The following is a 25,813-nucleotide window of genomic DNA, read 5'->3' as shown; positions in this document are numbered from 1 at the left end:
TGAGCCGTGAGCATGGGCGGTTGTGGGCGATGCGCCTTGAGCCGTGAGCGGGTGGCTGTGAGCGATGTGCCGTGAGCCATGAGCATGGGCGGTTGTGGACGATGCGCCTTGAGCCGTGAGCGGTTGGCTGTGAGCGATGTGCCGTGAGCCATGAGCATGGGCGGTTGTGGACGATGCGCCTTGAGCCGTGAGCAGTGGCCCTGCGCGGCGTTCGCCGGGGCGTGAGCAGCGACCGTGAACCGTGGGCGGCGGAAGGTGAGCGGTGCACGGTTTCGGCGAAGCGGCTGGCGGTGGCACGATCCCGCCCCGCAAGAAGGGCACGGGGAAACGGCGAGGACTGCGGTTACGGGCGCTGTGCCGGCTTGACACTGTTGGCAGTGGTGTGCCGCTGGCGATCCTGAAGCAGGTTCGCATCAGTCGAAGGAAGAACGAGGGAGTTCTCAGCGGTGGGGCTGGCCGTGAGGCACGCATGGCCCCACCGCTGAGCGCGCGACCGGACCCTGGGGCCCGCGGTTCACGGTCAGCGTCTCCGCGCCCGGCGCCCGTCACCGTGCTCAACCCGCACGAACCGGGATCCCGAGACGCCTCCCGCCACCGGGCTGGTCCCGCACGAACCGGGACCCCAAGACGCCTCCTGCCACCGGGCTGGTCCCGCACGAACCGGGATCCCGGGACGCCTCCCGCCACCGGGCTGGTCCCGCACGAACCGGGATCCCGAGACGCCTCCCCCCACTGGGCTGGTCCCGCACGAACCGGGATCCCGGGACGCCTCCCGCCACCGGGCTCGTCCCGCACGAACCGGGATCCCGAGACGCCTCCCGCCACCGGGCTCGTCCCACACGAACCGGGACCCCGAGACGCCTTCCGCCACCGGGCTGGTCCCGCACGAACCGGGATCCCGAGACGTCTCCCGCCACCGGGCTCGTCCCACACGAACCGGGACCCCGAGACGCCTCCCGCCACCGGGCTGGTCCCGGACGAACCGGGATCCCGAGACGTCTCCCGCCACCGGGCTGGTCCCGCACGAACCGAGACCCCGAGACGACTCCCGTCACGGTGCTCAACCCGCACAGACCAAGACCCCGGAACTACTCCCGCCACAGGGCTTGCCCCGCGCGAACCGGGTCCCCAACACGCCCTCCCACCGATCACCAGCATCGCATACAGCCCACTGCGCAGCCGGCAGCCTACAGCCCACAGCCGACGGCCCACAGCCGGCAGCTTACAGCCGACGGCTCACAGCCCACCGCTTACTGCCCCCTGCGCCCTTGCCCCCTGTCCCCTGCCCACTGCTCACTGCTCACTGCTCACGGCCTCAGGCACTCACGGCCCACAGCCCACTGTTCGCTTACAGCCCACTGCTCACTGCTCACGGTCTCAGGCACTCACGGCCCACAGCCCACTGCTCGCTCACAGCCCGCTGTTGTTGCCCGCGCTATTTGGCAGTGACTTGACTGGCGACAGTGTCGTTCGTCAACTGACGCGTTGGTTTGTCGCCAGGATCGGGGGCGACCGGCAAGCCGGTCGCCCCTGCTGAGCAAACTTGGCGAAGACCCAAATCCACGTTGCCGTTGACACGGTAGGTGGGAGCACCGTTGGCGTCTAGGCTATTTGCACACAAGCGACGAGGTAGGGGGCCTAGCTCCCTACCTCGTCGACTCTACACTCCCTCAGGGGGCTTTCTGATCAGTCTCTCACCCGTTTGGTTCGCGAACTGCAATCTCCGACGGCGGGATCTCAAGGAACCGCTCGGCGCCGTCCCAGACGATGCGTAGCCGGATTGGGTTCAAGATGGCAGCCTTCACTTCGCCTAGCTGCTCCCAGTCGAATGCAGCTACAGTATGTGTGAACCGCCACTCGGGTCGTTCCGGAGTCACATCAAAGCGGCGGCCACTGGGAGGAAGGACCAAAGTCTCCTCCGGAATGAGCAACACTTCGACCATCTGTTCGGGATAGAAAATGGCGACCCTCACGTTGTGGAGATCTTCATCTACTAAGGATACGAACCTGAAGGTCATGCTTCCCTGCCAACTATTGGGCAGTTCAGGATGAGGCTGCAGGACCAGTTCCGCATCTATGTTGAAGTCGGTCGCCTCCGTAATCGGTGTAAATGTGACCGCGTCCGGAAGTTGCGTTAGGTTGGCCCGAGCGCTGCAGCCCACCAAGAGAGCAGATACCACCAACAACAGAATCGTTCGCCTCATGCTGGACATCAACCACCCTGCCCATCTTCGTAGGAACTCTATCGTCAGGTTAGTATACCATTTTCGCTCATTTCCGCAACCCGGTATCGATGGCGTACTCGCTCTCACGCCGTAGAGGGACTTGACCGCGGCCGACATGGTTCAGGCCCACCCGGACTTCAGTGGGAGTTGCACGGTCCCCGTCCGCGAGGCGGAGGAACACTTCGCCAGGCTCCCGTTGTATGGTTCCACGTACTGCGTCGTCCGGTTGCAGTCCTCGATGCCACTGGCGATCTCCTAGCTCAAGTTTCACGCGAACAACTCGACATTCGTGGTGTTAAAAGGGCGTATGGGTAGGGAGTGGCCCGGTTCAGGGTAATCTCAGCTCCAGCCAGGGGAGTACCCCGGCTGAACACCAACCGCAGCGTGTCGCCGAGGCACCGAATGGTTGCTCGGCACCGGGCCGCTACTCGTACCAAGAGTCGACTCCCCGCCTCGGCCAGTTTGGGCGAGTTCGTGCTCAGAAACCGCCAAGCCCAGCGCACCAGGTTGAAGGCGAACAAGACCAGCTGCGTGAAGGCGGCGTTGGCCTCATACTTCCGCATCCGAGGAGTACCAAAGTGGAACGTTCCCTTCCACTCCTGGAACCCGGCTTCGATGGTCTGCCGTCCATGGTAGAGCTTGACGACCTCTGTCGTGGTGAGCTCCTCAGGCTGGAGCGTAGTCAGGATGACGCTGCGGACCTCCCGGCCATCGGCGTCCCAGCGGCGCATGGCGACCAGTCGCACCGGATACGGTGCGAGCAAAGTGGGGCCAGGTACGGTAACGGCTTCGGAGGCAAACCGGTTCTTCTCGACTTCAACCCAGTTCTCTGCCGGTACAGCGTCGAAGAGGTGCTTGTAGGCGACGTTGCTCCCGGAGTAGGACTTGATGGTGAACTCATACCCCAGTTCCAGCAGGCGCTGGATCACTTCCGGCGTGCCAAAGGCGCTGTCGGCTCGCAGCAGAATACGGAGGGGAGCCAGGTTCGTCCGATTCTCCTGCCGGTACTGCCGGAGTCGCTGGTTCACTTCACGGAGGTGCTGAACCTCCTCCTGGAACTCACGCTGCAGCTTCTGCTTCCGGCGGGCGCTGCCCTTGCCTGATACCGTCTGCAGTTGCTGATACAGCTGCCTGACCCGAGCCTTCTGCTGAGCCAGGCATGCCTCGACCCATTCGACTCGCCGCAGGGGACGACCAATCCGGGCTTCGATCCTGGGAATCAGTTCGAGCAGGCAGGCGCCGGAACGGCTGTTGGCCTTGCCGGACTTGAGAAGGCCGTCGATGGCAAAGCGCTGCTGCTTCCCGCTGAGGAAGGCGGCTGCGATCTGATAGCCTCGGGCCAACTTCCCCTGGATGTAGCCGAAGTCGGTACCGGTGTACTGCCTGGTCTCGCCCCGAACCTTCTGGCCGGTGAGGTCAATGTCGACGATGACCATTCCGGAGCGGTCTGGACCTGCTACGGCAGCCACCTCCTGCTGAAGCAGCGGGGCCTGGATCTCAGCGAGTGCGTCGGAAAGCTGCTGAACGTTCTCCTCCGTCAGCTTGCTGAAGGTCGCACAGACGGTGGAAAAGTGAGCAAAGCGTTCCTGCCCCCAGGCTTGAGCTACGGCAGGATCGGCAACCAGCGGCTCAGGGTCGAAGTTGAGATCCTTCATGTAGCGACAGTTGCCGAGAATGGCAACCAACGCCTCGACCACCTTGTCAACCGGCGTGTGGGCGTAGGTCTTCTGCTTGATGCGCAGGTGCCGATTCAGGATCTCAACCAGGTTGAGCCTTTGAGCTACCCAACCAAGAGCGACAAGAAAACCATGCCGGGTGGTGGATTTGATGGCTTGCGCAGTGACTTCGGGCGTCGTACCATGAGACTGCATCAGTCGAACCTCCACATGGTGGTTTACGAGGGGCAACTCCCACCATGTATCATTGGTTCTGACTGATGCTTTTTCAATGGGTTTCCATTGTACGGAGTGCGGGTTATTCACGCGAAACTTGAGCTAGGAGCCTGTCTGAGTAAGCCAGTTCTGTAGGAGCAAAAGGGTTCGGTGTCCAATGTCTTCAGCATGAGCAAGAAGACGTATCGACCGTATGAGCCCAATCAGCTGTTGCTGCTGCCCCCTGCCCTGCAGGACTGGCTTCCGCATGACCATTTCGCTTACTTCCTGAGTGATGTCGTGGACTCATGTTGTTGCCCGCGCTATTTGGCAGTGACTTGACTGGCGACAGTGTCGTTCGTCAACTGACGCGTTGGTTTGTCGCCAGGATCGGGGGCGGCCGGCCAGCCGGCCGCCCCTGCTGAGCCTAGAACAGTGTAGCTTGTACAGTTCCGGATGCGACTCGTTTTCTTGGGCTGCGGTGAATCCGTGCCGTCCTGCGGCACTCCGTGAGTGCCTGGCGGCTCCTGGTGAGGAATGCACGAAGATCTCGGGCGCTGGCGAACTCCAGCTCGACGGCACCAGCCGTTCCATCCCGGAGCACGAGTACGTAACGTGGGTGCGTCCGGCAGTCCGGCTCACAATCGAAGTAGACCTCAACCGTAAACTGAGGCAGCACGGTCGCTCGCAGTGAGGCCAGCACGAGTCATCCCCCCATTACCACGGGCTGCTGCCCTTGGCGGTCTGCAGATCCTGCAACTCAAAGAGAACCCGGTCGACATTGGCCTCGTCCACAAAGCGCTGTTCACGGGAGCAGGCGTCCAGCAGGCAATTGGTGCAGAGTGTGTTAATGACCCGGGGAAGCCCGCGGGACTCGGCGGCGATCTTCTGCAGCGCCTGTTCCGAGAAGATGTCGTGGTCGACGCCCGCCCTGCGCAGGTGGTGCCGAATGTAGGCGACGCTCTCTTCCTCGCTCAGCGGCCCCAGATGGTACCGCACCTGAACGCGCTGGGCGATGGCTTCGAAGGTGCGCAGGCGGAGTATGCCGCGCAGTTCGGACTGGCCCACCAGCAGAAAGGTCATGGGACAGGCCGAATCCAGGTGGAAGTTGAGCAGGAACCGCACTTCCTGCAGCATGGCGTGCGGCAGCAGATGGGCCTCGTCCAAGACGATGACGGGCTGCAGCCCGTGCAGCCGGTAGCCGTCCAGGATGGTCTGCTCAAACAGCCGGCGGGCCTCTCGGCTCAGGAAGTGGTAGGGTGCGGCGACACCGAGCTGGGTGAGCACGTCGCGGTAAAAGGCCGTGGGCGTGAGCTTGGAGTCGGCAATGTAGACAAACGGATTCCGGCTGCGATCCAGCAGGTCGTAGAGGGTACGGATCGCAGTGGTCTTGCCGGATCCCACCTCACCGGTGATGAGGCCGAACGCCCGGTGGCGCACGCAGTACTAGAGCCTGGCCAGCAGCTCCTGGTGCTGTGCACACGGAAACAGGTCGGTGGTCGGGATCTCCTTGCTGAAGGGCAGGACGCGAAAGCCAAAGAACTCGGCCAGCACTCAGTTCTGGCCCCCCTTCGGCTGCGTCAGCCGGGTGTAGGCGGTCTCACCCAGCCGCCTCCGCCGTTCGGTGTCATGCTGCTTCTTGGCCAGCGTGAGGAAGTTCAGGCCGGTCTTGGGTGCTGCTGCAGCTGGTTCGGGTGCGGGGGATACCGACCGGTGCCGGGTACGGTGCAGCTTTAGCGGGACCGCGTCGGCAAAGCGCTTCCCCTCGTGCCAGACCTGGATCTGGCTGAGGTCGTACGGGTCGTAGCGAAGCGTGACCTTCCGGCGGGCCAGGGCCGGGTCGACCTCGTATTGGTTGCGGTAGAGCGAAAAGCAGCCCGTCTGGTCCACCACACGCTCCTCCTCCCAGAGGAAGACCTCACGGAGTGCACTGGGGTCAATTCGCCGCAGCGGCTCCGTGTCGCCCTCAAACCGCTGCCGCGGCGTCTGCTTGGTCACGCCGTGCACCCGGTTGTGGTACGCCACCTCCAGCCAGGCCCAGAACAGCTCGTTGAGCTGCTCCAGGGTCGCAAGCTGGCCGGCGGCGATGAGTTGCTGTGCCTCCGGCAGAAAGCTCTTCTGTACGGTAAGGAAGAAACGCTCGATCTTCCCTCGCCCCTGCGGTCGATAGGGCCGGGAATGGGTGAGGCGGATGCCCAGCCGGCCGCTGATGCGCGCCAGGTGCCGGGCGGAATAGATCGCCCCGTTGTCCACGTAGATACGCCGGGGGAGACCGTAGCGCAGGATGGTGCGTTTCAGGCAGTCCTCCAGGCGGGGCAGTTTCTCCTCCCAGTACATCTGCCCGTAGACGATGCGGCTGTAGTCGTCGATGAAGGCGATGAGGTAGACCTTGCGGGTCTTGTCGGGCCTGTCCGGATGCGGCAGGTTCAGGAGATGACACACGTCGCCCTGCCAGCAGTCGTTGCGGTGGGCCGCTTCAAAGCGCCGGAAGGTCGCCCTGCGCTTGCGGCTGAGCATAGCCTTGCGGCTGTAGCCCGCCCGCACCAGATGCTGCGACAGGGTGGATCGCCGGAGCAGCCCCGGTGGAACTACGCCGGCCTTCTCCAGGGTGTCAATGATCTGCTGCACGCTGCGCTCCGGCACTTCCCGCCTGGCAGCGATGGCGTGCTCCAGAATCTCCGGTGTGATGACACGGCCCTTGCGGGCGTCGTCCCGCACCTTGGGTTTCAGCCCGTCGAAGCCGGCCTGCCGGTAGGCGGCGATCCAACGCTCCAAGGTGCGAACGCTGACCCGGGTCTTGTCGCTGTGCGGAATCTGGTGGTGCTGGCGGGCGATTTGCTGCAGAATCCGCCGCCGTTCGAGCCGGGTCACATCCTCCGCCACAACCGGTGCGATGAGCTGCCACCGAAAAGCGGCAATCTCGTCGCGCTGCTGTTCGTCCATGGTGAGTCCCTCCCTTGCCAGGTTGGCGCCATTGTGGCACGCCAGCCTGCGGGAAGGCGACGGACAGACTCTGTGGTGTGCTAGAGGGAAGCCGTGCCTTCACCCAGCCGGTTCAGCGCAGCAAACACTCCGCCGTGTTCCTCCGGCCGCCGCCCCATCTGACGGCGGTACCAGTCCCCCACATCCAGCAGGAAGTGGAGCGTGGCGTCCGGACCTTCCCGCCGGGGGGTGAGGGCATCGAGGTCTGTGTCCGGCCAGAAGCGCAGAACCCGTTCGGCAAGGTACTGGCTCCACTCTCCGGCCAGCGCTCTCGCCCTGACAAGCCAGCGTCTGAGCGTCTTCTCCGAGAGCCAGCTGACCGTCGGGCTGCTCAGTCGCCGGGCCAGGGTGCTCCAGGGCAGCCCCCGCCGCACCCGCCCGCGAACCACGGCTTCTCGCACCAGCGTGATGAATCCGGCGTACGGTTTCAGAAAGTCAGGCAAGATGGCGCACGTCTTACGGCACCCTGGGCACCACCAGCGGTAAATCGGGATGTACGCCTTCTGGTGCGCAGTAAAGACCCAGCGCCAGTACCGCCCATGCCGCCGCATTCGACCACCGCAGCCTGGGCAGTGCAGGGGCAGGTCCGGCCCGCAAGTGCCATATTTGCGAAGATAGGTCTGGACGTTCTGACCCAGGGGAAGTAAGATACACATACACAGGTGCACTCCGCCCTGTGGGGAGAGCCTGCCCAGGTGGACCGCCAAGTCACAGGCCTGGGCAGGCTCTCATATTTGTACCCTGTCGTACCAAAACGGAGAGGACAGCCCCTCTCCTGATGATTCTATCTTCAATATTCTCTGTCCTACACAAGCGCACCATGCTCAGCACATGTTGACAAATAATCTGGGCAACAACACCCGCCGCTCACTGCTCACGGTCTCAGGCACTCACGGCCCACAGCCCGCTGCTCACTCACAGCCCGCTGCTCACTGCTCACGGTCTCAGGCACTCACGGCCCACAGCCCGCTGCTCGCTCACAGCCCGCCGCTCACTGCTCACGGTCTCAGGCACTCACGGCCCACAGCCCACTGCTCGCTCACAGCCCGCCGCTCACTGCTCACGGTCTCAGGCACTCACGGCCCACAGCCCGCTGCTCGCTCACAGCCCGCCGCTCACTGCTCACGGTCTCAGGCACTCACGGCCCACAGCCCACTGCTCACTCACAGCCCACTGCCCACGACTCACCGCTCAATGGGGGGGAGTTGGGCGAAGGCGGCAGGGAACGGCAGCTTTCCGCCTAATTTATGTAAGGTATAGGGGGGAGGCTGGTGGCACGTACGGTTCCCTCTGCCCGGCGTCCGCCCGCACCGGCGGTCCGCCCGCCTGTGCTGGGCCTGCCCGACGGACTGCTCATCGTCGCACTGGCCGGGCTCGTTAGCCTGGGCCTCATCATGATCTACAGCGCCACCCTCCACGAGAGCGCGCCCTACGAGGTGGTGCGCGAGCTGGGGCTGCAGTTCGGGACGGGCCTCGCCGGCCTGTTGCTCGGCATGATGGTGCCGCTGTCGTGGTGGCGCAGGCTGACGCCCGTGCTGCTCCTCGGCGCCGCGCTGGCCCTGGCAAGTCTGCTGGTCCCGGGCAACCCCTGGGCGATCAGTCGGCTGGGCGCCACCCGGTGGCTCGACCTGGGGCCGGTCAGCATCCAGCCGTCCGAGTTCGCGAAGCTGGCCTTCATCCTGTTCGCGGCCCGTTTTCTCGATCGGAACGGAAAGCGCCTGCGCCCGATGGACTGGATCGTCTACCTGGGCGTGATGGGCGTTCTGGCGTACCTCATTTACGAAGAGCCCGACCTGGGCACTGCTGCTGTCCTCGGCGGCATTGCGATCTGCATGCTGTGGGTGGCGCGGGTCCACTGGCTGGGGGTGTCCGGCCTGTGCGGCCTGGCCCTCGGCGGCGTCTATCTGCTGGCCCAGACCAAGAAGCATCAGCAGGACCGCCTGCTCGCCTGGCGCAACCCGTGGGCCTTCGAGGACACCATCGGCCATCAGGTCATTCAGTCCTGGACGGCCATGGCACGGGGCGGCCTGTGGGGCGTCGGCCTGGGCCAGTCGCTGCAGAAGCTGGACAACCGGCTCCCCGAGGCGGAGACGGATTTCATCTTCGCCGTCATCGTGGAGGAGCTGGGCCTGGTCGGCGGGATCTTCGTCATCCTGCTGTTCCTCCTGTTTGCCTGGCGGGGCTTTTCCATCGCCCTCCGGGCGCCGGACCGCTACAGCATGCTCCTGGCGGCAGGGGTGACCACCTGGGTGGCCGGCCAGGCGGTGCTCAACGTGGGCGTCGTCACCGGAACCCTGCCGAACACCGGCATTCCGCTGCCCTTCCTCTCGTCGGGCGGCTCCTCGCTGCTGGCGCTGATGATTGCCACGGGCCTGCTGCTCTCCATCAGCCGGCTGCCGCCGGCGGAGCCGCGCACGCAGCCGCCGGCCGAGGCGGGTACACAGGGTCCGGCCGGGGTTGGCGCTTTGCGGCCGGTTCGGGCGGGCGCACAGGAGCCGCGCCGCCCGCGGAAGCGGTCGCCCCGCCGGGGGTAAGCGGCTGCCGCCGGCGAGCCGGGGCCGATCCGCCGGATGTGAGCGGCTGCCGCCGGGGACGGGGCCGCCGTGCATGGCGGGTACCGCCGCAGCGTCTCGGGCCTCTGCGAGTGCAGGGGCCCTTTCTGTTTGCGCATCCCTTTCGGATCGCCATCTGCTATAATGGTGACCGTGAGAAGAATTTCACCATTGCAAATCGCAAGGGAGGAGCGCTAATGGGCCGGGAAGCCGTCATCGTCAGTGCCGTTCGTACACCGTTCGGTGCCTTTCAGGGCGCGCTGCGCGACCTGTCCGCGACCGATCTGGGGGCAGTCGCCATCCGCGAGGCCTTGCGCCGGGTGGAGCTGCTGGACCAGCCGGAGGAGATCGATCAGGTGTTGATGGGCCAGGTGGTGCAGGCCGGCGCCGGGCAGATCCCGTCGCGCCAGGCTGCGCACAAGGCCGGGCTGCCGTTCGGGGTCGTCTCGGCGACGGTGAACAAGGTCTGCGCATCGAGCCTCTGGGCGGTGAACCTGGCGGACACCCTGATCCGGGCCGGCGATGCGGACGTGGTGGTCGCGGGCGGCATGGAGTCGATGAGCAACGCGCCTTACCTGCTCACCGGCGCCCGCCGGGGGTACCGCATGGGCCACGGCAAGCTGATCGACGGCGTCATCCACGACGGTCTGTGGTGCGCCTTCGGGGATGTGCACATGGGCACCTACGGCGGTCGGGCGGCTCGGGAGTACGGCCTCTCCCGGGGAGAGCTGGACGCATGGGCCTACCGCAGCCATATGCGGGCGGCCGCCGCCTGGGACCGGGGCTTCTTCGCGGAGGAGGTCACCCAGGTGGTAATCCCTTCGAAGAAGGGCGAGACCGTCGTGCTGGAGGACGAGCCCATCCGGCGCGACACTTCGCCGGAGAAACTGGCGGCGCTGCGGCCGGCCTTCGAGCCGGACAGCCCCATTACCGCGGGCAACGCCCCGGGCCTTTCCGACGGCGCGTCGGCGCTGGTCGTCATGTCGCGGGACAAGGCAGAAGCCCTGGGGCTGGAGATCCTGGCCACCATCGTGGCGCAGGGTCAGTATTCCGATGAGCCCCACGCCCTGCACGTCGTCCCCGCCCGGGCCGGGCAGATCGCCCTCAAGCGGGCCGGCCTCACCGCGCAGGACCTGCACCTGGTCGAGATCAACGAGGCGTTCGCCGCCGTTACCCTGGTCTCGACCCGGCTGCTGGAGGTCGACCCGGAGATCGTCAACGTCAACGGCGGGGCCATCGCTCTGGGCCATCCCATCGGGGCCAGCGGCGGCCGCATCCTGATGCACCTGGTATACGAGCTGCGCCGGCGGGGCGGGGGGATCGGCCTGGCGGCCATCTGCTCCGGCGGCGGTCAGGGCGAGGCGACGCTGATCCGGGTGGATTAGGGGACGGCGGAGGCTTACCGGGCGATCCTGGATCGGGCGGTGGCGGAGGCTTACCGGGTGATCCTGGATCGGGCGGTGGCGGAGGCTTATCGGGCGATCCTGGATCAGGCGATGGCCGGGTCTCACGGGATGCCTCTGGTTGAGGCGGTCGGGACGGGCAAGGAGACTGAGAACCTGAGTCGGAGGGGATGTGGATGATCAAGCGGGTCATGGTGGTCGGCGCAGGCCAGATGGGTTCGGGCATCGCACAGGTGGCGGCGCAGGCCGGGCTGCAGGTGTGGCTGCGGGACATCGAGCAGCGCTTTGTCGACCGGGGCCTCGGGGTGATCGAGAAGAACCTGGCCCGCGACGTGGCCAAAGGCCGGCGCAGCGAGGAGGAGAAGGCGGCCATCCTCGGGCGCATCACCGGCACCACGGAGCTGGCGCCGGCCGCCGGGTGCGACCTGGTCATCGAGGCGATCGTGGAGAACCTGGACGCGAAGCTGGCGCTCTTCAAGGAACTGGACGCGATCTGCCCGGAGGCCACCCTGTTCGCCTCCAACACCTCCAGCCTGCCCATCACCCAGCTGGCGGCGGTGACCCGCCGGCCGGACCGGTTCATCGGCATGCACTTCATGAACCCCGTCCCGGTCATGAAGCTGGTGGAGGTGATCCGGGGCATCGCGACGTCGGACGAGACATACGCGGCGATCCGGAACCTGGCCGAGGCCATGGGCAAGACGCCGGTCGAGGTCAACGACTTCCCCGGCTTCGTCTCCAACCGGGTACTGATGCCCATGCTGAACGAGGCGATGTTCTGCGTGTACGAGGGCATTGCCGGGGTCGAAGAGGTCGACACGGTGATGAAGCTGGGGATGAACCATCCGATGGGCCCGCTGACGCTCGCGGACTTCATCGGCCTGGATACCTGCCTGTCGATCATGAATGTGCTTTACGAGGGCTTCAAGGATCCCAAGTACCGGCCCTGCCCGCTGCTGGTGCAGATGGTGCAGGCAGGCTACTTGGGCCGCAAGAGCGGGCGCGGGTTCTACATCTACGATGAGAACGGCGCCACGCCGGTCAAGTTCAAGCGGTAGCAGACGTGGATCCGCCCCCGCCGCAGTGCCCTGCGGCGGGGGCGGACGTCTCTTTGCAGCCGATTTGCTCTACCGGGCATGGCGGCAGAGGCGCTCAAGCGACGTGCGCACGACCCGTTCCATCGTCTCCGGCCGGAGCCTACCGGGTTCCAGGAGCGCGTGGACGGCCAGGCCGTCGATGATCGCATAGATCCGCTCAGTCTCCAGCGCCAGATCCAGCCCGTCCTGCAGCATCCCTTCATGCGCCAGGTAGGCGATCACCTGGCTGACGAGGAAGGCGAGCCGGTTCTCGGGGATCCCCTCCAGGTCCGGGCGGTGGCGGACGTACGCCATGAACGAGAACCAGACGTCCATCTCCGCCCGCCGCTCCTCATCCAGGGGGAGCACCTCCAGCAGCAAGCGCACCGCCTTCTCCACCGGCGGCAGGCTCTCCCGCACGATGCGCATGATGCGCTGCTCCACCCGCTCGTTCACCAGCCGCATCGCGTAGACCAGCAGGTCATCCTGCTGTTTGAAGTAATGGCGCAGGGCGCCGGGCGACATCCCCGCCTCCGCAGCGACCTTCCGCACTGTCGCTCCTTCCATGCCGTTTCTCAGGATCACCCGCCACATGGCCTCAGCGATGCGCTGCCGCTGTTCCTCATGATCAACGATCTTCGGCATGGCCTCATTATAGCACAAGTGTGTTGCAAAAACCACCGGACCGTGGTAGACTCCGCTTTGGCAGCACACCTGTGCGAAAAAAGAAGGGAGGCCAGCCGTTGAATTTCATCGCCTACCTCATTATCGGGGTGGAGATCGGTTTCTGGGTCTTCGTCATCGCCGGCCTGACCGCGCGCTACCTGTTCCACCGGCCCGGACTGGGCCTGGTGCTGCTGGCCATGACGCCTTTGCTGGATCTCATCCTGCTGGCGGCCACCACCTATGACGTTCTGGTGAAGGGCGCGACGGCAAGCCTGGCGCACGGCATCGCGGCGGTGTACCTCAGTGTTTCGGTGACGTTCGGCAAACGCATCATCCGCTGGGCCGATGAGCGCTTCCAGTACCACATCCTGAAGCGCGGCCCCCGGCCCCGGCAGCTCTACGGCCGGGAGCACGCTCGCTACAACTTCGCCGGCAGTATGCTCCACGTGCTGGCATGGCTTCTGGGCGGCGGTTACCTCGCCCTGCTCATCTACCTGGTCGGCGACCTGGCCCGGACGAGCGCGCTGCTGCGAGTCCTGGGGACGTGGACGCTGGTCGTGATCATCGACCTGCTGATCTCACTCTCTTACTTCATCTGGCCCCGCAGCCCCGGCTCGGCCGAAGCGCACTGAGACACACGCCCTGCCAGGGGTGAATACGGAGGCGACACCGGGTGACGCCGGTCAGGGCGCCACCCGGTGTCGCGTCGCCAAGATCCTGGGAGACGTTACCCGTGTACGCCGGTCTCGCGGTATACGGACTCCCGGTACCGGCGCACGTGCCGGTACAGCCACTGCACCAGATGCCACTCCTCATCGGGAATCTCACGCACGGGAACCTTCCGGGCGAGTGCCCGCCAGATCCGACTGGGCCAGAGGTCAGCACTCGTGACCACGAGCAGGTCGATGCCTTTCTCCTGGCAAAGGCCCAGCTTCATCAGGTCACGCGCCCGTTGCGCTCGGAACTGCTCCTCTTCGGAAAACCATTCGGTCGTCGTGTAATGCTGGGGGCCGTTGTACTCCAGCCCTAGCCGAAACTCAGGGAGGTAGATGTCAATCTCCAGTTCTGCGTCGGTTAGCGGGTTGGTCAGAGCGGGCAATCTGGCGTTCAGAAGGATCTTGGCCGTTGGGAAGGCTATTCGAACGGTGAAGTACAAGAGGCACTGACCGCGAGACAGGCCGCTTTTCAGCCCTTCGGTTAGTCGCTGCTCCCACTCTTCGATCTCTGCCTGGCGACGGGCTTCGAACGGGTTGACCGCCCTGAGCCTGACCGGGCGCCTTGAAGTTCCTTCCATGACCAGCCAGTGTGTATCCAGAAGCCCTCGAATGGACGCCCGGATCGTGTCAGGGCTGAACCCGGTCAGCGCTCGCAACTGCTGATACGTCACCGGTCGATCCATCGTCCGCAGCACGGCCCAGATCCACTTGGCCGTACGCGGGAGCGGTTGCAGCAGGATGTCGGAGGGCAGCCGCAGTCCATCGTCGGTTCTCACCAGGCATAAGACGGTTCGTAGACCCAGCCGACGAAACTCGATCCAGCCTTTCTCTTGCAGTTGACGGACGGACCCATGAAGGGTGTGGTAAGACAGACCGGTGAGCTTGTGGAGCTCCCCCAGCGAGAAGGTTGACTTGGGTTGGAGGGCACGCAGGAAACACCAGAGTGTCTTGGCCGCCTCGCTGATGGTCCTGTCCTTCCACAGTGCATGAGGCACAGAGAACTCGACCGGTTTCATCACACTCACCAGGTATAGTGGGTCCTAGAAATTTGTGGAAGGTCCTGCTCGTGCGGGCGGAAGATTGTGGGAAGAGAGACGTGAGCTTCGGTGCCTGGTCGTTGAGGCGCAAAGGATCGTGGCGACGGCGGCAAGTACGATGAATTTCCACTTGGCGGGCGGAGGAAGTGGAAGTTCGTCGCAGTTGGGGCGCCCCGCCGCCCCCGTGCCTAGCTCAAGTTTCGCGTGAATAACCCGCACTCCGTACAATGGAAACCCATTGAAAAAGCATCAGTCAGAACCAATGATACATGGTGGGAGTTGCCCCTCGTAAACCACCATGTGGAGGTTCGACTGATGCAGTCTCATGGTACGACGCCCGAAGTCACTGCGCAAGCCATCAAATCCACCACCCGGCATGGTTTTCTTGTCGCTCTTGGTTGGGTAGCTCAAAGGCTCAACCTGGTTGAGATCCTGAATCGGCACCTGCGCATCAAGCAGAAGACCTACGCCCACACGCCGGTTGACAAGGTGGTCGAGGCGTTGGTTGCCATTCTCGGCAACTGTCGCTACATGAAGGATCTCAACTTCGACCCTGAGCCGCTGGTTGCCGATCCTGCCGTAGCTCAAGCCTGGGGGCAGGAACGCTTTGCTCACTTTTCCACCGTCTGTGCGACCTTCAGCAAGCTGACGGAGGAGAACGTTCAGCAGCTTTCCGACGCACTCGCTGAGATCCAGGCCCCGCTGCTTCAGCAGGAGGTGGCTGCCGTAGCAGGTCCAGACCGCTCCGGAATGGTCATCGTCGACATTGACCTCACCGGCCAGAAGGTTCGGGGCGAGACCAGGCAGTACACCGGTACCGACTTCGGCTACATCCAGGGGAAGTTGGCCCGAGGCTATCAGATCGCAGCCGCCTTCCTCAGCGGGAAGCAGCAGCGCTTTGCCATCGACGGCCTTCTCAAGTCCGGCAAGGCCAACAGCCGTTCCGGCGCCTGCCTGCTCGAACTGATTCCCAGGATCGAAGCCCGGATTGGTCGTCCCCTGCGGCGAGTCGAATGGGTCGAGGCATGCCTGGCTCAGCAGAAGGCTCGGGTCAGGCAGCTGTATCAGCAACTGCAGACGGTATCAGGCAAGGGCAGCGCCCGCCGGAAGCAGAAGCTGCAGCGTGAGTTCCAGGAGGAGGTTCAGCACCTCCGTGAAGTGAACCAGCGACTCCGGCAGTACCGGCAGGAGAATCGGACGAACCTGGCTCCCCTCCGTATTCTGCTGCGAGCCGACAGCGCCTTTGGCACGCCGGAAGTGATCCAGCGCCTGCTGGAACTGGGGTATGAGTTCACCATCAAGTCCTACTCCGGGAGCAACGTCGCCTACAAGCACCTCTTCGACGCTGTACCGGCAGAGAACTGGGTTGAAGTCGAGAAGAACCGGTTTGCCTCCGAAGCCGTTACCGTACCTGGCCCCACTTTGCTCGCACCGTATCCGGTGCGACTGGTCGCCATGCGCCGCTGGGACGCCGATGGCCGGGAGGTCCGCAGCGTCATCCTGACTACGCTCCAGCCTGAGGAGCTCACCACGACAGAGGTCGTCAAGCTCTACCATGGACGGCAGACCATCGAAGCCGGGTTCCAGGAGTGGAAGGGAACGTTCCACTTTGGTACTCCTCGGATGCGGAAGTATGAGGCCAACGCCGCCTTCACGCAGCTGGTCTTGTTCGCCTTCAACCTGGTGCGCTGGGCTTGGCGGTTTCTGAGCACGAACTCGCCCAAACTGGCCGAGGCGGGGAGTCGACTCTTGGTACGAGTAGCGGCCCGGTGCCGAGCAACCATTCGGTGCCTCGGCGACACGCTGCGGTTGGTGTTCAGCCGGGGTACTCCCCTGGCTGGAGCTGAGATTACCCTGAACCGGGCCACTCCCTACCCATACGCCCTTTTAACACCACGAATGTCGAGTTGTTCGCGTGAAACTTGAGCTAGTGGTTCAGGCGCAAAGGATCGTGGCCACGGCGGCAAGTACGATGAATTTCCACTTGGCGGACGGAGGAAGTGGAAGTTCGTCGTAGTTGGGGCGCCCCGCCGCCCTCGTGCCTAGTGGTTCAGGCGCAAAGGATCGTGGCCACGGCGGCAAGTGCGACGGATTTGTACTTGGCGGGCGGAGGAAGTGGAAGTTCGTCGCAGTTGGGGCGCCCCGCTGCCCTCGTGCCTGGTCGTTGAGGCGTAAAGGATCGTGGCGACGGCGGCAAGTACGATGAATTTCCATCGCACGTCACCCCCGCGGCAAGCCCCGCAGCGGTTCCCGCAGCAGCCCGAACAGCACCACCAGGGCGAACAGCCCGATCAGTGGGTAGAACAGGGCCAGAAGCTGGCTGAAGCCGAAGCTGCTGCCCACCAGCGCGAGGCAGACGCTGGCGACGACGGCTTCCCGGTACCGCCAGATCTGGCCCAGCCGTCCGGCGAAGCCGTAGGCGCAGGCCACCGCCGTGGTGTAGATCTCCGCCCACAGGACCAGGGCGTAGAACCACTGCACGAAGCGGCCGTGGAACCGGGTGAGGTACAGCATGGGAATCTCCACCGCCGCCTCGGGCAGGTGGACACTGACCGCGAGCATCATCCCGGCGGCCATCAGGCCCAGGGCCAGGCCGCCGAGGAGGCCGCCCCACAGGAGGGACTGACGGTCATCCACCTCCGCCCCCAGCGGCCCCAGCACCGAAAGCGAGAGGACCAGGTTGTAGCTCACGTAGAGCAGCGCCGACATCCACCACGACCGCGCAGGGGCGAGGGCGGCATTCGGCGTCAGGGCGCCCAGGGCTTCACCGAGTCCGTGGTGCTGCAACGAGGCGGCCACGAGCCCCAGGACAGCCAGGGTGAGCAGGGGCACGACCACGGCGTTGGCGGAGATGACGCCCCTCATGCCGGCCATGATGGTCGCGCCGGCCAGCACGGCGGTGAAGAGGGTGCCCAGCGGGAACGGCGCGCCGAACTGCTGGGCGAAAATCGCCCCGCCTCCGGCGATCATCACCGTGAGGGTGATGCCCAGGAACACCGTGATGGCACCGTCCATGATCCGGGCGAGCGGCGCGCCCAGGATGTGGTGCAGAATCTCCCGGTGGGTTTCCGCCCGGCGTCTCCGGCCCAGGTTCATCGCGCTGATGCCCAGCACGCAGAAGAGCAGCGTGGCAAGCAGGATGCCCGCCAGCCCCGCGGGGCCGTACGCGGCGAAAAAGCGCAGGGTCTCCTGGCCCGACGCGAACCCCGCGCCCACAACCGTGCCGATGTACGTGGTAGCCACGCGGAAAACGGCTGCCCTCCGCCTTGCCGCCATCTGCACCGCTCCTTTCGCCGCTGCTAAACACGCAGGTTTATCCCCGGTCAGTCAAGCATATGTCGAAAGTGGACAGAGCTTGCTTGCCCTGCCCCTGCGACAGAACGTATAATGGATGCAGTAACTGAATGACGGTATGGTGTCGTCCCGAGTCTGGCGACCTGACCCGGATCCGAATGGTCGCCCGACCGGTCCCGGCTCGTCCGGGCAAGGGTTGTCGGGGAAACCCGGCGGCCTCCTGCTGGAAAGGGGCGGAACTGCGGGCTGTGCCCGCCTCGTTCTGCTATCTTCCATCCGGGAGATAGCTTTTTCGTTCGAGGCAGATGTCGGCGAAGCAGGTGAGGATATGGATTTTTTCACACTGAAGTCCGTCGAAGAAGCCCGGTCCGAGTTGCTGCGCGCCGCCACGCGGCGCATGGATGCCGAGCGGGTGGCGCGGGAGGCGGCGCTGGGGCGCATCACCGCGGCGCCGGTGCTCGCACCCGAGGATCTGCCGCCCTTTCCCCGCAGCTCGGTGGACGGCTACGCCGTCTGCTCGGCCGACACCTTCGGCGCGTCCGAGGGGCTGCCGGCGTATCTGACCGTAACCGCTGAGATTCCGATGGGTCAGGCCCCCGCGGTGCCGCTCAGCCCCGGCGAGGCGCAGAAGATCGCCACTGGCGGCGCGCTTCCAGAGGGGGCCGATGCTGTCGTCATGGTGGAGCACACCGAGCAGTCGGCGCCCGATGAGATCGCCGTCCTGCGCCCCGTCTCGCCGGGCGAGAATGTGATGCAGCGGGGCGAGGACTGCCGGGCCGGCGAACCGCTCCTGCCCGCCGGCCGGCTGATCCGGGCGCAGGAGCTGGCCCTGCTGGCCCACGCCGGCGTGGGGGAACTGGAGGTGGTGCGTCGGCCGCGGGTCGCCATCATCTCCACGGGCGACGAACTGGTGCCCCCGGAGGCGACGCCGGCGCCGGGCCAGATCCGGGAGTCCAACGGCCAGGCGCTGCAGGCCCTGGTCCGGCGGGACGGCGGCGAGCCCACCTACCTGGGCATCGCCCGGGACGACGAGCAGCAGATCCTCGCCCTGCTGCGGCAGGGGATGTCCTACGACCTTATCCTGATCTCCGGCGGCTCCAGCGTGGGCGCCCGGGACCTGACGGCAGCGCTCATCGGGCGGCTGGGCAGCCCCGGCGTGCTGGTGCACGGCGTGCAGCTCAAGCCCGGGAAGCCGACCATCCTGGCGGTCGCCGAGGGCGTGCCGGTGGTGGGCCTGCCGGGCCATCCGGTGTCGTCCCAGGTGGTCTACGGCCTGTTCGTGGCCCCGCTGCTCCGGCAGATGCAGGGGCTGCCGCCGGAGCCTCCGTTCCGGCCCACGGTGCGGGCCCGGCTGACCAAGAACGTCGCCTCGACCGCCGGCCGCACTGACGTCGTGCGGGTGCGGCTCTTCCGGCAGGACGGCGAGGTCTGGGCAGAACCGGTGCACGGCAAGTCCGGCCTGATCTCGACCCTGGTGCGCGCCGACGGGCTCCTGGTCATCCCGTCCGCCCGGGAGGGGCTCCTGGCCGGCGACCTGGTGGAAGTGGAGGTCCTCGAATGAGCACGCGCAAGATCTACCTGGAATCGCTGCCCCGGGACGAGGCGCTGAACCGGCTGTTCCAGGCGCTGGACCAGGCCGGGTGGAGGCCGCAGCGGGAGATCATCCCCACCGACGAGGCCCTGGGCCGCATCACCGCTGAACCCGTGCGGGCCCGGATCTCGGCCCCCCACTACAACGCCTCGGCCGTCGACGGCGTGGCCGTGAAGGCCAGCGACACCTTCGGCGCCACGGAGACCTCGCCGCGGGTGCTGACCATCGGCGAGCAGGCCTTCTGGGTCGACACCGGCGACCCGCTGCCGCCGGGATGCGACGCGGTCATCATGGTGGAGCACATCAACCTGCTGGACGAGGGCTACCACACCGGCGCCCGCTGCGAGATCCTGGCGCCCGTGGCCCCGTGGCAGGACGTGCGCCAGATCGGCGAGGACGTGGTCGCGACCGAGGTCCTGCTGCCCGAGGGGCACGTCATCCGTCCCCAGGACCTGGGCGCCCTGCTCGCGGCCGGCATCCTGGAGGTGCCCGTCGTGCGCAGGCCGGTGGTCACGTTCATCCCCACGGGCACGGAGATCGTCGAGCCCAAGCCCGACCCCGCCCCGGGGGAGATCGTCGAGTTCAACTCCCGGGTCATCCTTTCCCTGGTGCGGGAGTGGGGCGGCGAGCCGGTGCGGCACCCGATCGTGCGCGACGACTACGAGCAGATCCGGCAGGCCGTGAAGGAGGCGGCGGCCCGGTCGGACATCGTCATCGTCAACGCCGGCTCCTCCGCCGGCAGCGAAGATTACACCGTACATGTCCTGAAGGAGCTGGGTCAGGTGCTGGCCCACGGCGTCGCCATCCGCCCGGGCAAACCCGTGATGCTGGGCCTCATCGACGGCAAGCCCTTCGTCGGCCTGCCGGGCTACCCGGTCTCCACCTGGCTGACGGCAGACCTGTTCGTCAAGCCGCTGGTGTACCGGGCGCTGGGCCAGCCGGTTCCGCCGCGTGAGACGGTGCAGGCGTCGCTGGCCCGCCGGATCACCTCGCCCATGGGGGTGGAGGAGCACGTGCGGGTGAAGCTGGGACGGGTGGGCGACCGGCTGGTCGCCACGCCCATCAGCCGGGGCGCGGCGGTGATCACCTCGCTGGTCCGGGCCGACGGGCTGCTGGTGGTGCCCGCGGACCGGGAGGGCATCGGCGAGGGCAGCGAGGTGATGGTGGAGCTGCTCCGCCCGTTCAGCGACATCCAGGAGACGGTGGTGGTCATCGGCTCCCACGACACCTCGCTGGACCTGATGGGCTCTTTCCTCCGGCGCAAGGGCGGGTATTACGTCTCCAGCGCCCACGTCGGCTCCCAGGGCGGGCTGCTGGCTCTCAAGCGGGGCGAAGCGCACATGGCCGGCGTCCACCTGCTGGATGAGGAGACGGGTGACTACAACACGTCGTACGTCCGCAAGTACCTGGGCAAGTCGGCCCTGCTGGTGCTGCTGGCCCGGCGGGAGCAGGGCTTCATCGTGCCGAAGGGCAACCCGAAGGCGATTACGTCCTTCCGCGATCTGGCCCGTCCGGATGTGCGGTTTGTCAACCGGCAGCGCGGGGCGGGCACCCGGCTGCTCCTGGACTACCACCTGCGGCAGGAGGGCATCGCGCCAGCCCAGGTGCAGGGGTACCGCTGGGAGCTGTTCACCCACCTGAACGTCGCCGCATCCGTGAAGGCGGGCGATGCCGATGCGGGGCTGGGCATCCGCTCGGCTGCCCAGGCGCTGGACCTGGACTTCGTGCCGGTGGCCTGGGAGGAGTACGAACTCTGCATCCCTGCCGAACTGGAGGATCACCCCGGTGTGCAGGCGGTGCTGAGCCTGCTGCGGGATCCCGAGTTCCTCCGGGCTGTGGAGTCGCTGGGCGGTTACGACTGTTCCGACTCCGGCCGGATCCGCCGGGTGTGAGAAGGCCCCGGCGGACGCGCACAGCCGATCCGGGACGGGATCCGCCAAGCCCGCGACGATCGGGCCGGGACCGGCCGACCCGGGGCTGACCGAATGAAAGGGGGCGCTGCCCGTGATCGATCAGTGGGGCCGTAAGATCAACTACATGCGCATTTCCGTCACCGACCGCTGTAACCTTCGCTGCGTGTACTGCATGCCCCTGACGGGTGTGAAGCTGGGCCCGCACAGCGAGTACCTGACCTACGAGGAGCTTCTCCGGGTCGTGAAGGCCGCTGTCAGCCTGGGGATCGACCGCATCCGCGTGACCGGCGGTGAGCCGCTGGTGCGCCGGGACATCGTCAAGTTCCTGGCAGAGCTGAAGCCCCTGGGCGTGACCGACCTGGCCCTCTCCACCAACGGGCTGCTCTTCCCCAAGATGGCCAGGGACCTGAAGGCCGCGGGCGTGGACCGGCTGAACCTCTCGCTGGACACCCTCCGCCAGGACCGCTACACCCGCATTGCCCGGCTGGAAGGCGGCCCGGCACAGGTGCTGGAGGCCATGGAGACCGCGCTGGCGCTGGGCATGGAGCCGGTGAAGCTGAACATGGTGGTCATCCGCGGCTGGAACGACGACGAGATCGCCGACATGGCCCGGCTCACGCTGGACCGGCCCGTTCACGTGCGCTACATCGAGGTGATGCCCTTCTCGGAGGCGTACCAGTTCACGTGGGAGAACCTGGTCCCCGCCGCCGAGATGCGCGAGCGGCTGATGGACGCTTTCGGCGACCTGGAGCCGGTGCGGGAGGGCGTGAAGGGCAACGGCCCGGCCCGGTACTGGCGGCTTCCCGGCGCGAAGGGCACCGTCGGCTTCATCTCCGCCGTGACCGAGTGCTTCTGCGCCGACTGCAACCGCATCCGGCTGTCGGCCGACGGCAAGATCAACCCGTGCCTCGGCCACATCCACGAGGTGGACCTGAAACCGGTGATCCGGGATCCCGGCAAGACGGACGAGGACCTGAAGAACGCCCTGGCGGACGCCATCCTGAAGAAGCCCCGGGAGCACAACTTCGACGACCTGGAGTCTGACTACCGGCTGCGGGTCATGCACGGCATTGGCGGGTAGGAGGGGGTGCGACATGGCTGACGCAGCGCGGACCGGTGAGCACGGCGACAGGGCCGGGCTGACCCATCTGGACGAACGGGGCCACGCCCGGATGGTCGACGTGGGCGGCAAGCGGGAGACCGAGCGGGTGGCCGTCGCCCGGGCGGAAGTCAGGATGCGCCCGGAGACCCTGGCGCTGATCCAGTCCGGCGGAGTGCCGAAAGGCGACGTGATCGGCGTGGCCCGCGTGGCGGGCATCATGGCGGCCAAGCGCACCGGCGACCTGATCCCCCTCTGTCACCCCCTGCCCATCACCCAGGCCAGCGTCGAGTTCGCCTTCGACGAGGCCGGCAGCCGGGTGCTGATCGAGGCCCGGGTCTCCACCGTGGGCCGCACGGGCGTGGAGATGGAGGCGCTCACGGCCTGCTCGGTGGCGGCGCTCACCATCTACGACATGGCCAAGGCGGTCGACAAGGGCATGGTGATCGGCGCCGTCCGCCTGGTGAAGAAGAGCGGCGGCAAGAGCGGCACGTACGTGAGACCCGGCGAGGAAGTGGAATAATGCAGACGCCCCCGTGCCGCACACCGCGGCGCGGGGGCGTATTGCCGGGTCGACAACGGGCCTGCCGGGCCTGCAGCGCGCCGAAGGCTCTCAGCCGCGTCGAAGTCACGGGCCCCCGCGAACGGAAGCCGCCTTCGCCTCCTCAATGTCAGTGAGACCAGCCAGAAAGGATCAAGCCATGGACTACTTTCAGCTGCTGCGCGCCCACCAGGGCTACCTGGAGCGGATCGCGCTGGCGATGCTGGGGAACCGCGCCGACGCCGAGGACGCCCTGCAGGAGGCGGCGCTGGCCGGCTACCGGCACTTCGGCCAGCTGCGGGACGAGCACGCCTTCGGCGCCTGGATGCGGCGGATCCTGATCCGGCAGTGCCGGCAGATCCTGGAGCGCCGCCGGCGATCCTTCCCGGTGGAGGACCTGGCGGCATACTTGCCCGATACGGCCCCGGGGCCGGATGCCGAGGCGACGGCAATCTGGGAGATGGTCGCGCGCCTCAGCGACCACCTGCGCCCGGTGGTGGTGTTGCGCTACATGCTGGACATGTCGCAGCAGGAGGTGGCCGAGGCCCTGGGCATCCCCGTGGGCACGGTGAAATCGCGCCTGGGCAAGGCGCTGGCCCTGCTGCGGGAGATGGAGGAAGCGGAGAGGAGGGCGGCGCGATGACGGGCCGCGACGACTTTGAGCACCGCCTGAGCCAGGGACTGAAGCGCTGGGCGCAGGCCGGTGAGCCGAGCATGGACCTCGAGGCTTATGTTCGGGGGGATGCGGTGCGCCGCACCCGCCGGCGGTGGTCATGGCTGGGAGGCGCGGCCGCCGCGGCGGCGGTCGCCCTGGCACTGGGTCTCACCTTCCCCCGCTGGGCAGGGGCGGCGGCCGAACTGCCGCTGGTGGGCCCCGTCATCACCCGGATCATCCTCGAGGACGCCGGGCTGAAGTGGGCGTACGACAGGGGGCTGATCGACGGAAACGTGGCCGAGGTCACGCAGAACGGCGTCACGGTACGCATCCTGGGCGTGGTGGCGGACGCCCGGCGCACGACGGTGCTCTACCGGGTGTTGGGCGCGCCTGGCAGTCCGCACCGGGATGGGGCGCCCGTGCCGGTGGATTCACTCATCACCCCTCCGCGGCCGGTGGATTCGCTCGTGATCCCTCCGCGGACGGTGGAGCCTGTGGTTGGGTTTATCGACACCGTGAATGGCCAGGGTGTCACCAGCAGCTTCATGTACCCGGAGGAGACGCCTCTCGGCCATTTCGGCGTCCTGTCCACGCTGCCGCTGGAGACGGAGGAAGCCGAACTCGGTTTGACGTTCCGGGTGGGCGATGAGGAGATCCGGCTGACCGTACCTGCCTCTCGCCAGGAGACCGACAAGTTCTCCCGGGAGGTGGCCGTGAACCAGACGCTGGAGCACGACGGCGTGCGGGTGACGGTGGAGAGCGTGATCTACACCCCGGCCGAGACCGTGGTCCGGTACCGGGAGGAGAAGGAGCATTTCCAGGGTTCGCTGAGCTGGGATCCTGAGGTGGAGTACAACTACCTGGAGGTGGACGGCCGGCGGTATCCTGAGTCGAGCAAGAGCAGCATCGGGGTCGACAATGTCTACCACATCGCCTTTCCGCCGATGGAGGGGCCGTCCAGGCTTGTCCTGAGGCCCCGGGTCAAGGGTGTTCCGATTGAGGCCGTCTGGCCCCTGGAGGAGGGTGCCGTGGCTGAGGTGATGGGCGTGCCGATCACGCTGGTGGCGTTTGAGCAGACCCCCGATGGCGTTGGCTTCCGCTGGGAAATGCCGGACGTTGAGCCGCTCCGGGGGATCGCCGGGTTCGAGGTCATCGATGCAGAGGGGCAGGCGCATCCGCTGGGGCCGCAGGGACAGGCGTCGTGGGCAAGCACGGCCAATTTCGTGAGCGAGGGCGTGCGCCATCAGCGGTACGCTTCCGGTCTCTCCGAGGGGGTGGAGCCCGTGGCCGTCCGGGCCACGCGGGCGGCGGTGGCGGTGGAGGGGCCGTGGGTGTTTGAGCTGCCCGGCCCGGAGCCCGACGGCTGACCACCGGCCGGATATTCACCCTTCGCGGCGAGTGAGCGGGTGTAGGCGGCGTGGGCAGGGTTGATCCGGGTGGCGGGACGGTGGCGCGATCCAGTTCCTCTAACCGCTCGATAATTCACCAGCAGGAAAACCGTAGTCAGGCCGCGTACTGTACAGGTGAAACCCCTTTGAGGTGATCATCATGCTGCAGCTGCGGCTTCAGACGGCGCTCCTGCTGTTCCTGGGACAGATCCTGCTGGGAGGCCTGGGCTGGTTCTTCTCCGGCCGGTTCCCCTGGGTCGGGCTGCCCGCGGCCCTGGTGCTCCTCTGGTTCGTCTGGAGACTGGGCATCGTCTTCCGGGAGGAGGCCGAGCGGCGCACCCGGCGGTACCGCACGTCGATGGCGGCGTGGACCGCGCTGCTCTCACAGCTTCCGGGCCTGCTCCTGTTGCATTACTGGGCGCCGGACTGGATTCACTCGCTCTGGCAGGGGGCCTTCCTGCCCATATCGGCCTTGCTGGAGCGGTACTGGCCCGGGGTCGGCCAGGCGGTCGCCCCCTGGCTCTGGGCGTCTGCCGCCCTCATCATCCTGCTGTTCGCCCGCGCTGCGAAGGCCGAGGGACCTCCGCCGGCTCCGGCCGCGCCCGCCAGGCCCGGGGAGTGGGTGCCGGCGCGTCAGCTGGCGGACGTGCAGAAGCGAGGCGTAAAAGTCCGCTGATCGCAGCGGGCGGAACGACATCGGCACAGATCCTGGATGTCGAATGTGCGCACAGGTTGTCAAACGGCCGAAATTTTGTGCGAATAATCTGTAAGGGAAAAGGATGGACCTTTGGCTCCGGTGAATTC

Annotated in this window: 20 protein-coding genes and 1 riboswitch; of the genes, 12 read left to right on the top strand and 8 right to left on the bottom strand. The window is 66.3% G+C overall.

The genetic code is table 11. The features are described from left to right. Positions 1-1,694: 1,694 nt before the first annotated feature. From ACZ5UM_RS02310 to ACZ5UM_RS02290, 5 genes are all read right to left on the bottom strand, one after another. Positions 1,695-2,204 carry a hypothetical protein gene (locus ACZ5UM_RS02310; RefSeq protein WP_209468312.1) on the bottom strand — a complete coding sequence of 170 codons (510 nt, stop codon included), beginning with the start codon at positions 2,202-2,204 and terminating at the stop codon, positions 1,695-1,697. A gap of 281 nt (positions 2,205-2,485) precedes the next feature. Then, positions 2,486-4,096, bottom strand: a complete 1,611-nt coding sequence (locus ACZ5UM_RS02305; protein WP_464846756.1) for a transposase — start codon at positions 4,094-4,096, stop codon at positions 2,486-2,488. A gap of 717 nt (positions 4,097-4,813) precedes the next feature. Further along, on the bottom strand, positions 4,814-5,536 hold the full coding sequence (locus ACZ5UM_RS02300; protein WP_464846765.1) for an ExeA family protein: 723 nt from the start codon (positions 5,534-5,536) through the stop codon (positions 4,814-4,816). A 114-nt stretch (positions 5,537-5,650) separates the two neighbouring features. Then, positions 5,651-7,039 (bottom strand): transposase, encoded by a 1,389-nt coding sequence (locus tag ACZ5UM_RS02295; RefSeq protein ID WP_464846764.1) that lies wholly within the window; start codon positions 7,037-7,039, stop codon positions 5,651-5,653. An 80-nt stretch (positions 7,040-7,119) separates the two neighbouring features. Further along, the gene (locus tag ACZ5UM_RS02290; protein ID WP_464846763.1) at positions 7,120-7,734 is read right to left on the bottom strand and encodes a DUF6431 domain-containing protein; all 615 of its coding nucleotides are present in this window, start codon (positions 7,732-7,734) and stop codon (positions 7,120-7,122) included. Between the two features lie 615 nt (positions 7,735-8,349). Here ACZ5UM_RS02290 and ACZ5UM_RS02285 point away from each other — a divergent pair. The 3 genes from ACZ5UM_RS02285 to ACZ5UM_RS02275 all read left to right on the top strand — a co-directional run bounded on the left by ACZ5UM_RS02285 (position 8,350) and on the right by ACZ5UM_RS02275 (position 12,091). Continuing rightward, positions 8,350-9,612, top strand: coding sequence for an FtsW/RodA/SpoVE family cell cycle protein (locus ACZ5UM_RS02285; protein ID WP_464846762.1), 1,263 nt, complete (start codon positions 8,350-8,352; stop codon positions 9,610-9,612). A 215-nt stretch (positions 9,613-9,827) separates the two neighbouring features. Next, positions 9,828-11,015, top strand: coding sequence for an acetyl-CoA C-acetyltransferase (locus ACZ5UM_RS02280; protein ID WP_464846761.1), 1,188 nt, complete (start codon positions 9,828-9,830; stop codon positions 11,013-11,015). Positions 11,016-11,209: 194 nt separating this feature from the next. Next, the gene (locus ACZ5UM_RS02275) at positions 11,210-12,091 is read left to right on the top strand and encodes a 3-hydroxybutyryl-CoA dehydrogenase (RefSeq protein WP_464846760.1); all 882 of its coding nucleotides are present in this window, start codon (positions 11,210-11,212) and stop codon (positions 12,089-12,091) included. A 69-nt stretch (positions 12,092-12,160) separates the two neighbouring features. Here the strand turns inward: ACZ5UM_RS02275 and ACZ5UM_RS02270 are convergent, their stop codons facing one another. Next, positions 12,161-12,754 carry a TetR/AcrR family transcriptional regulator gene (locus ACZ5UM_RS02270; RefSeq protein WP_464846759.1) on the bottom strand — a complete coding sequence of 198 codons (594 nt, stop codon included), beginning with the start codon at positions 12,752-12,754 and terminating at the stop codon, positions 12,161-12,163. A 98-nt stretch (positions 12,755-12,852) separates the two neighbouring features. Here ACZ5UM_RS02270 and ACZ5UM_RS02265 point away from each other — a divergent pair, with 98 nt between their 5' ends. Continuing rightward, the gene (locus tag ACZ5UM_RS02265; RefSeq protein ID WP_464846758.1) at positions 12,853-13,407 is read left to right on the top strand and encodes a hypothetical protein; all 555 of its coding nucleotides are present in this window, start codon (positions 12,853-12,855) and stop codon (positions 13,405-13,407) included. Between the two features lie 95 nt (positions 13,408-13,502). Here ACZ5UM_RS02265 and ACZ5UM_RS02260 read toward each other — a convergent pair whose 3' ends face one another. Beyond that, the gene (locus ACZ5UM_RS02260) at positions 13,503-14,507 is read right to left on the bottom strand and encodes a PDDEXK family nuclease (RefSeq protein ID WP_464846757.1); all 1,005 of its coding nucleotides are present in this window, start codon (positions 14,505-14,507) and stop codon (positions 13,503-13,505) included. Between the two features lie 336 nt (positions 14,508-14,843). On the opposite strand from ACZ5UM_RS02260, the gene ACZ5UM_RS02255 reads away from it, so the two are divergent. After that, positions 14,844-16,454 carry a transposase gene (locus ACZ5UM_RS02255; RefSeq protein WP_464846756.1) on the top strand — a complete coding sequence of 537 codons (1,611 nt, stop codon included), beginning with the start codon at positions 14,844-14,846 and terminating at the stop codon, positions 16,452-16,454. Between the two features lie 294 nt (positions 16,455-16,748). Here ACZ5UM_RS02255 and ACZ5UM_RS02250 read toward each other — a convergent pair whose 3' ends face one another. Next, on the bottom strand, positions 16,749-17,804 hold the full coding sequence (locus tag ACZ5UM_RS02250) for a YkvI family membrane protein (RefSeq protein ID WP_464846755.1): 1,056 nt from the start codon (positions 17,802-17,804) through the stop codon (positions 16,749-16,751). A gap of 133 nt (positions 17,805-17,937) precedes the next feature. Next, positions 17,938-18,072, top strand: a riboswitch (molybdenum cofactor riboswitch). Positions 18,073-18,150: 78 nt separating this feature from the next. Between ACZ5UM_RS02250 and ACZ5UM_RS02245 the strand changes: the two genes are divergently transcribed. From ACZ5UM_RS02245 to ACZ5UM_RS02215, 7 genes are all read left to right on the top strand, one after another. Further along, the gene (locus ACZ5UM_RS02245) at positions 18,151-19,383 is read left to right on the top strand and encodes a molybdopterin molybdotransferase MoeA (RefSeq protein ID WP_464846754.1); all 1,233 of its coding nucleotides are present in this window, start codon (positions 18,151-18,153) and stop codon (positions 19,381-19,383) included. Next, positions 19,380-21,305, top strand: a complete 1,926-nt coding sequence (locus ACZ5UM_RS02240) for a molybdopterin biosynthesis protein (protein ID WP_464846753.1) — start codon at positions 19,380-19,382, stop codon at positions 21,303-21,305. The genes ACZ5UM_RS02245 and ACZ5UM_RS02240 overlap by 4 nt, the downstream gene beginning before the upstream one ends. 112 nt (positions 21,306-21,417) lie before the next feature. Next, positions 21,418-22,407, top strand: a complete 990-nt coding sequence (moaA, locus tag ACZ5UM_RS02235; protein ID WP_464846752.1) for a GTP 3',8-cyclase MoaA — start codon at positions 21,418-21,420, stop codon at positions 22,405-22,407. Positions 22,408-22,420: 13 nt separating this feature from the next. Then, complete coding sequence (moaC, locus tag ACZ5UM_RS02230) at positions 22,421-22,948, top strand: cyclic pyranopterin monophosphate synthase MoaC (protein WP_464846751.1); 528 nt, start codon at positions 22,421-22,423, stop codon at positions 22,946-22,948. A 178-nt stretch (positions 22,949-23,126) separates the two neighbouring features. Continuing rightward, a complete protein-coding gene (locus tag ACZ5UM_RS02225) occupies positions 23,127-23,609 on the top strand; it encodes an RNA polymerase sigma factor (RefSeq protein ID WP_464846750.1) in 483 nt (160 codons plus the stop codon). Beyond that, complete coding sequence (locus ACZ5UM_RS02220) at positions 23,606-24,988, top strand: DUF4179 domain-containing protein (protein ID WP_464846749.1); 1,383 nt, start codon at positions 23,606-23,608, stop codon at positions 24,986-24,988. Before ACZ5UM_RS02225 ends, ACZ5UM_RS02220 begins: the two co-directional genes overlap by 4 nt. Before the next feature lie 172 nt (positions 24,989-25,160). Further along, complete coding sequence (locus tag ACZ5UM_RS02215) at positions 25,161-25,685, top strand: hypothetical protein (RefSeq protein WP_464846748.1); 525 nt, start codon at positions 25,161-25,163, stop codon at positions 25,683-25,685. The last annotated feature ends 128 nt before the right edge of the window (positions 25,686-25,813 follow it).

This window comes from Symbiobacterium ostreiconchae (assembly GCF_055396975.1).
Note: the sequence above shows the minus strand (reverse complement) of the source record. Positions and strands in the feature narration are given on the sequence as shown.

Coding starts and splice junctions, on each gene's coding strand:
- ACZ5UM_RS02275 (WP_464846760.1), top strand. CDS start 11,210: ATGATCAAGCGGGTCATGGTGGTCGGCGCAGGCCAGATGGGTTCGGGC.
- ACZ5UM_RS02280 (WP_464846761.1), top strand. CDS start 9,828: ATGGGCCGGGAAGCCGTCATCGTCAGTGCCGTTCGTACACCGTTCGGT.
- ACZ5UM_RS02260 (WP_464846757.1), bottom strand. CDS start 14,507: ATGAAACCGGTCGAGTTCTCTGTGCCTCATGCACTGTGGAAGGACAGG.
- ACZ5UM_RS02290 (WP_464846763.1), bottom strand. CDS start 7,734: ATGTGTATCTTACTTCCCCTGGGTCAGAACGTCCAGACCTATCTTCGC.
- moaC (WP_464846751.1), top strand. CDS start 22,421: ATGGCTGACGCAGCGCGGACCGGTGAGCACGGCGACAGGGCCGGGCTG.
- ACZ5UM_RS02250 (WP_464846755.1), bottom strand. CDS start 17,804: ATGGCGGCAAGGCGGAGGGCAGCCGTTTTCCGCGTGGCTACCACGTAC.
- ACZ5UM_RS02245 (WP_464846754.1), top strand. CDS start 18,151: ATGGATTTTTTCACACTGAAGTCCGTCGAAGAAGCCCGGTCCGAGTTG.
- ACZ5UM_RS02240 (WP_464846753.1), top strand. CDS start 19,380: ATGAGCACGCGCAAGATCTACCTGGAATCGCTGCCCCGGGACGAGGCG.
- ACZ5UM_RS02270 (WP_464846759.1), bottom strand. CDS start 12,754: ATGCCGAAGATCGTTGATCATGAGGAACAGCGGCAGCGCATCGCTGAG.
- ACZ5UM_RS02255 (WP_464846756.1), top strand. CDS start 14,844: ATGCAGTCTCATGGTACGACGCCCGAAGTCACTGCGCAAGCCATCAAA.
- ACZ5UM_RS02295 (WP_464846764.1), bottom strand. CDS start 7,039: ATGGACGAACAGCAGCGCGACGAGATTGCCGCTTTTCGGTGGCAGCTC.
- ACZ5UM_RS02220 (WP_464846749.1), top strand. CDS start 23,606: ATGACGGGCCGCGACGACTTTGAGCACCGCCTGAGCCAGGGACTGAAG.
- ACZ5UM_RS02225 (WP_464846750.1), top strand. CDS start 23,127: ATGGACTACTTTCAGCTGCTGCGCGCCCACCAGGGCTACCTGGAGCGG.
- ACZ5UM_RS02310 (WP_209468312.1), bottom strand. CDS start 2,204: ATGAGGCGAACGATTCTGTTGTTGGTGGTATCTGCTCTCTTGGTGGGC.
- ACZ5UM_RS02305 (WP_464846756.1), bottom strand. CDS start 4,096: ATGCAGTCTCATGGTACGACGCCCGAAGTCACTGCGCAAGCCATCAAA.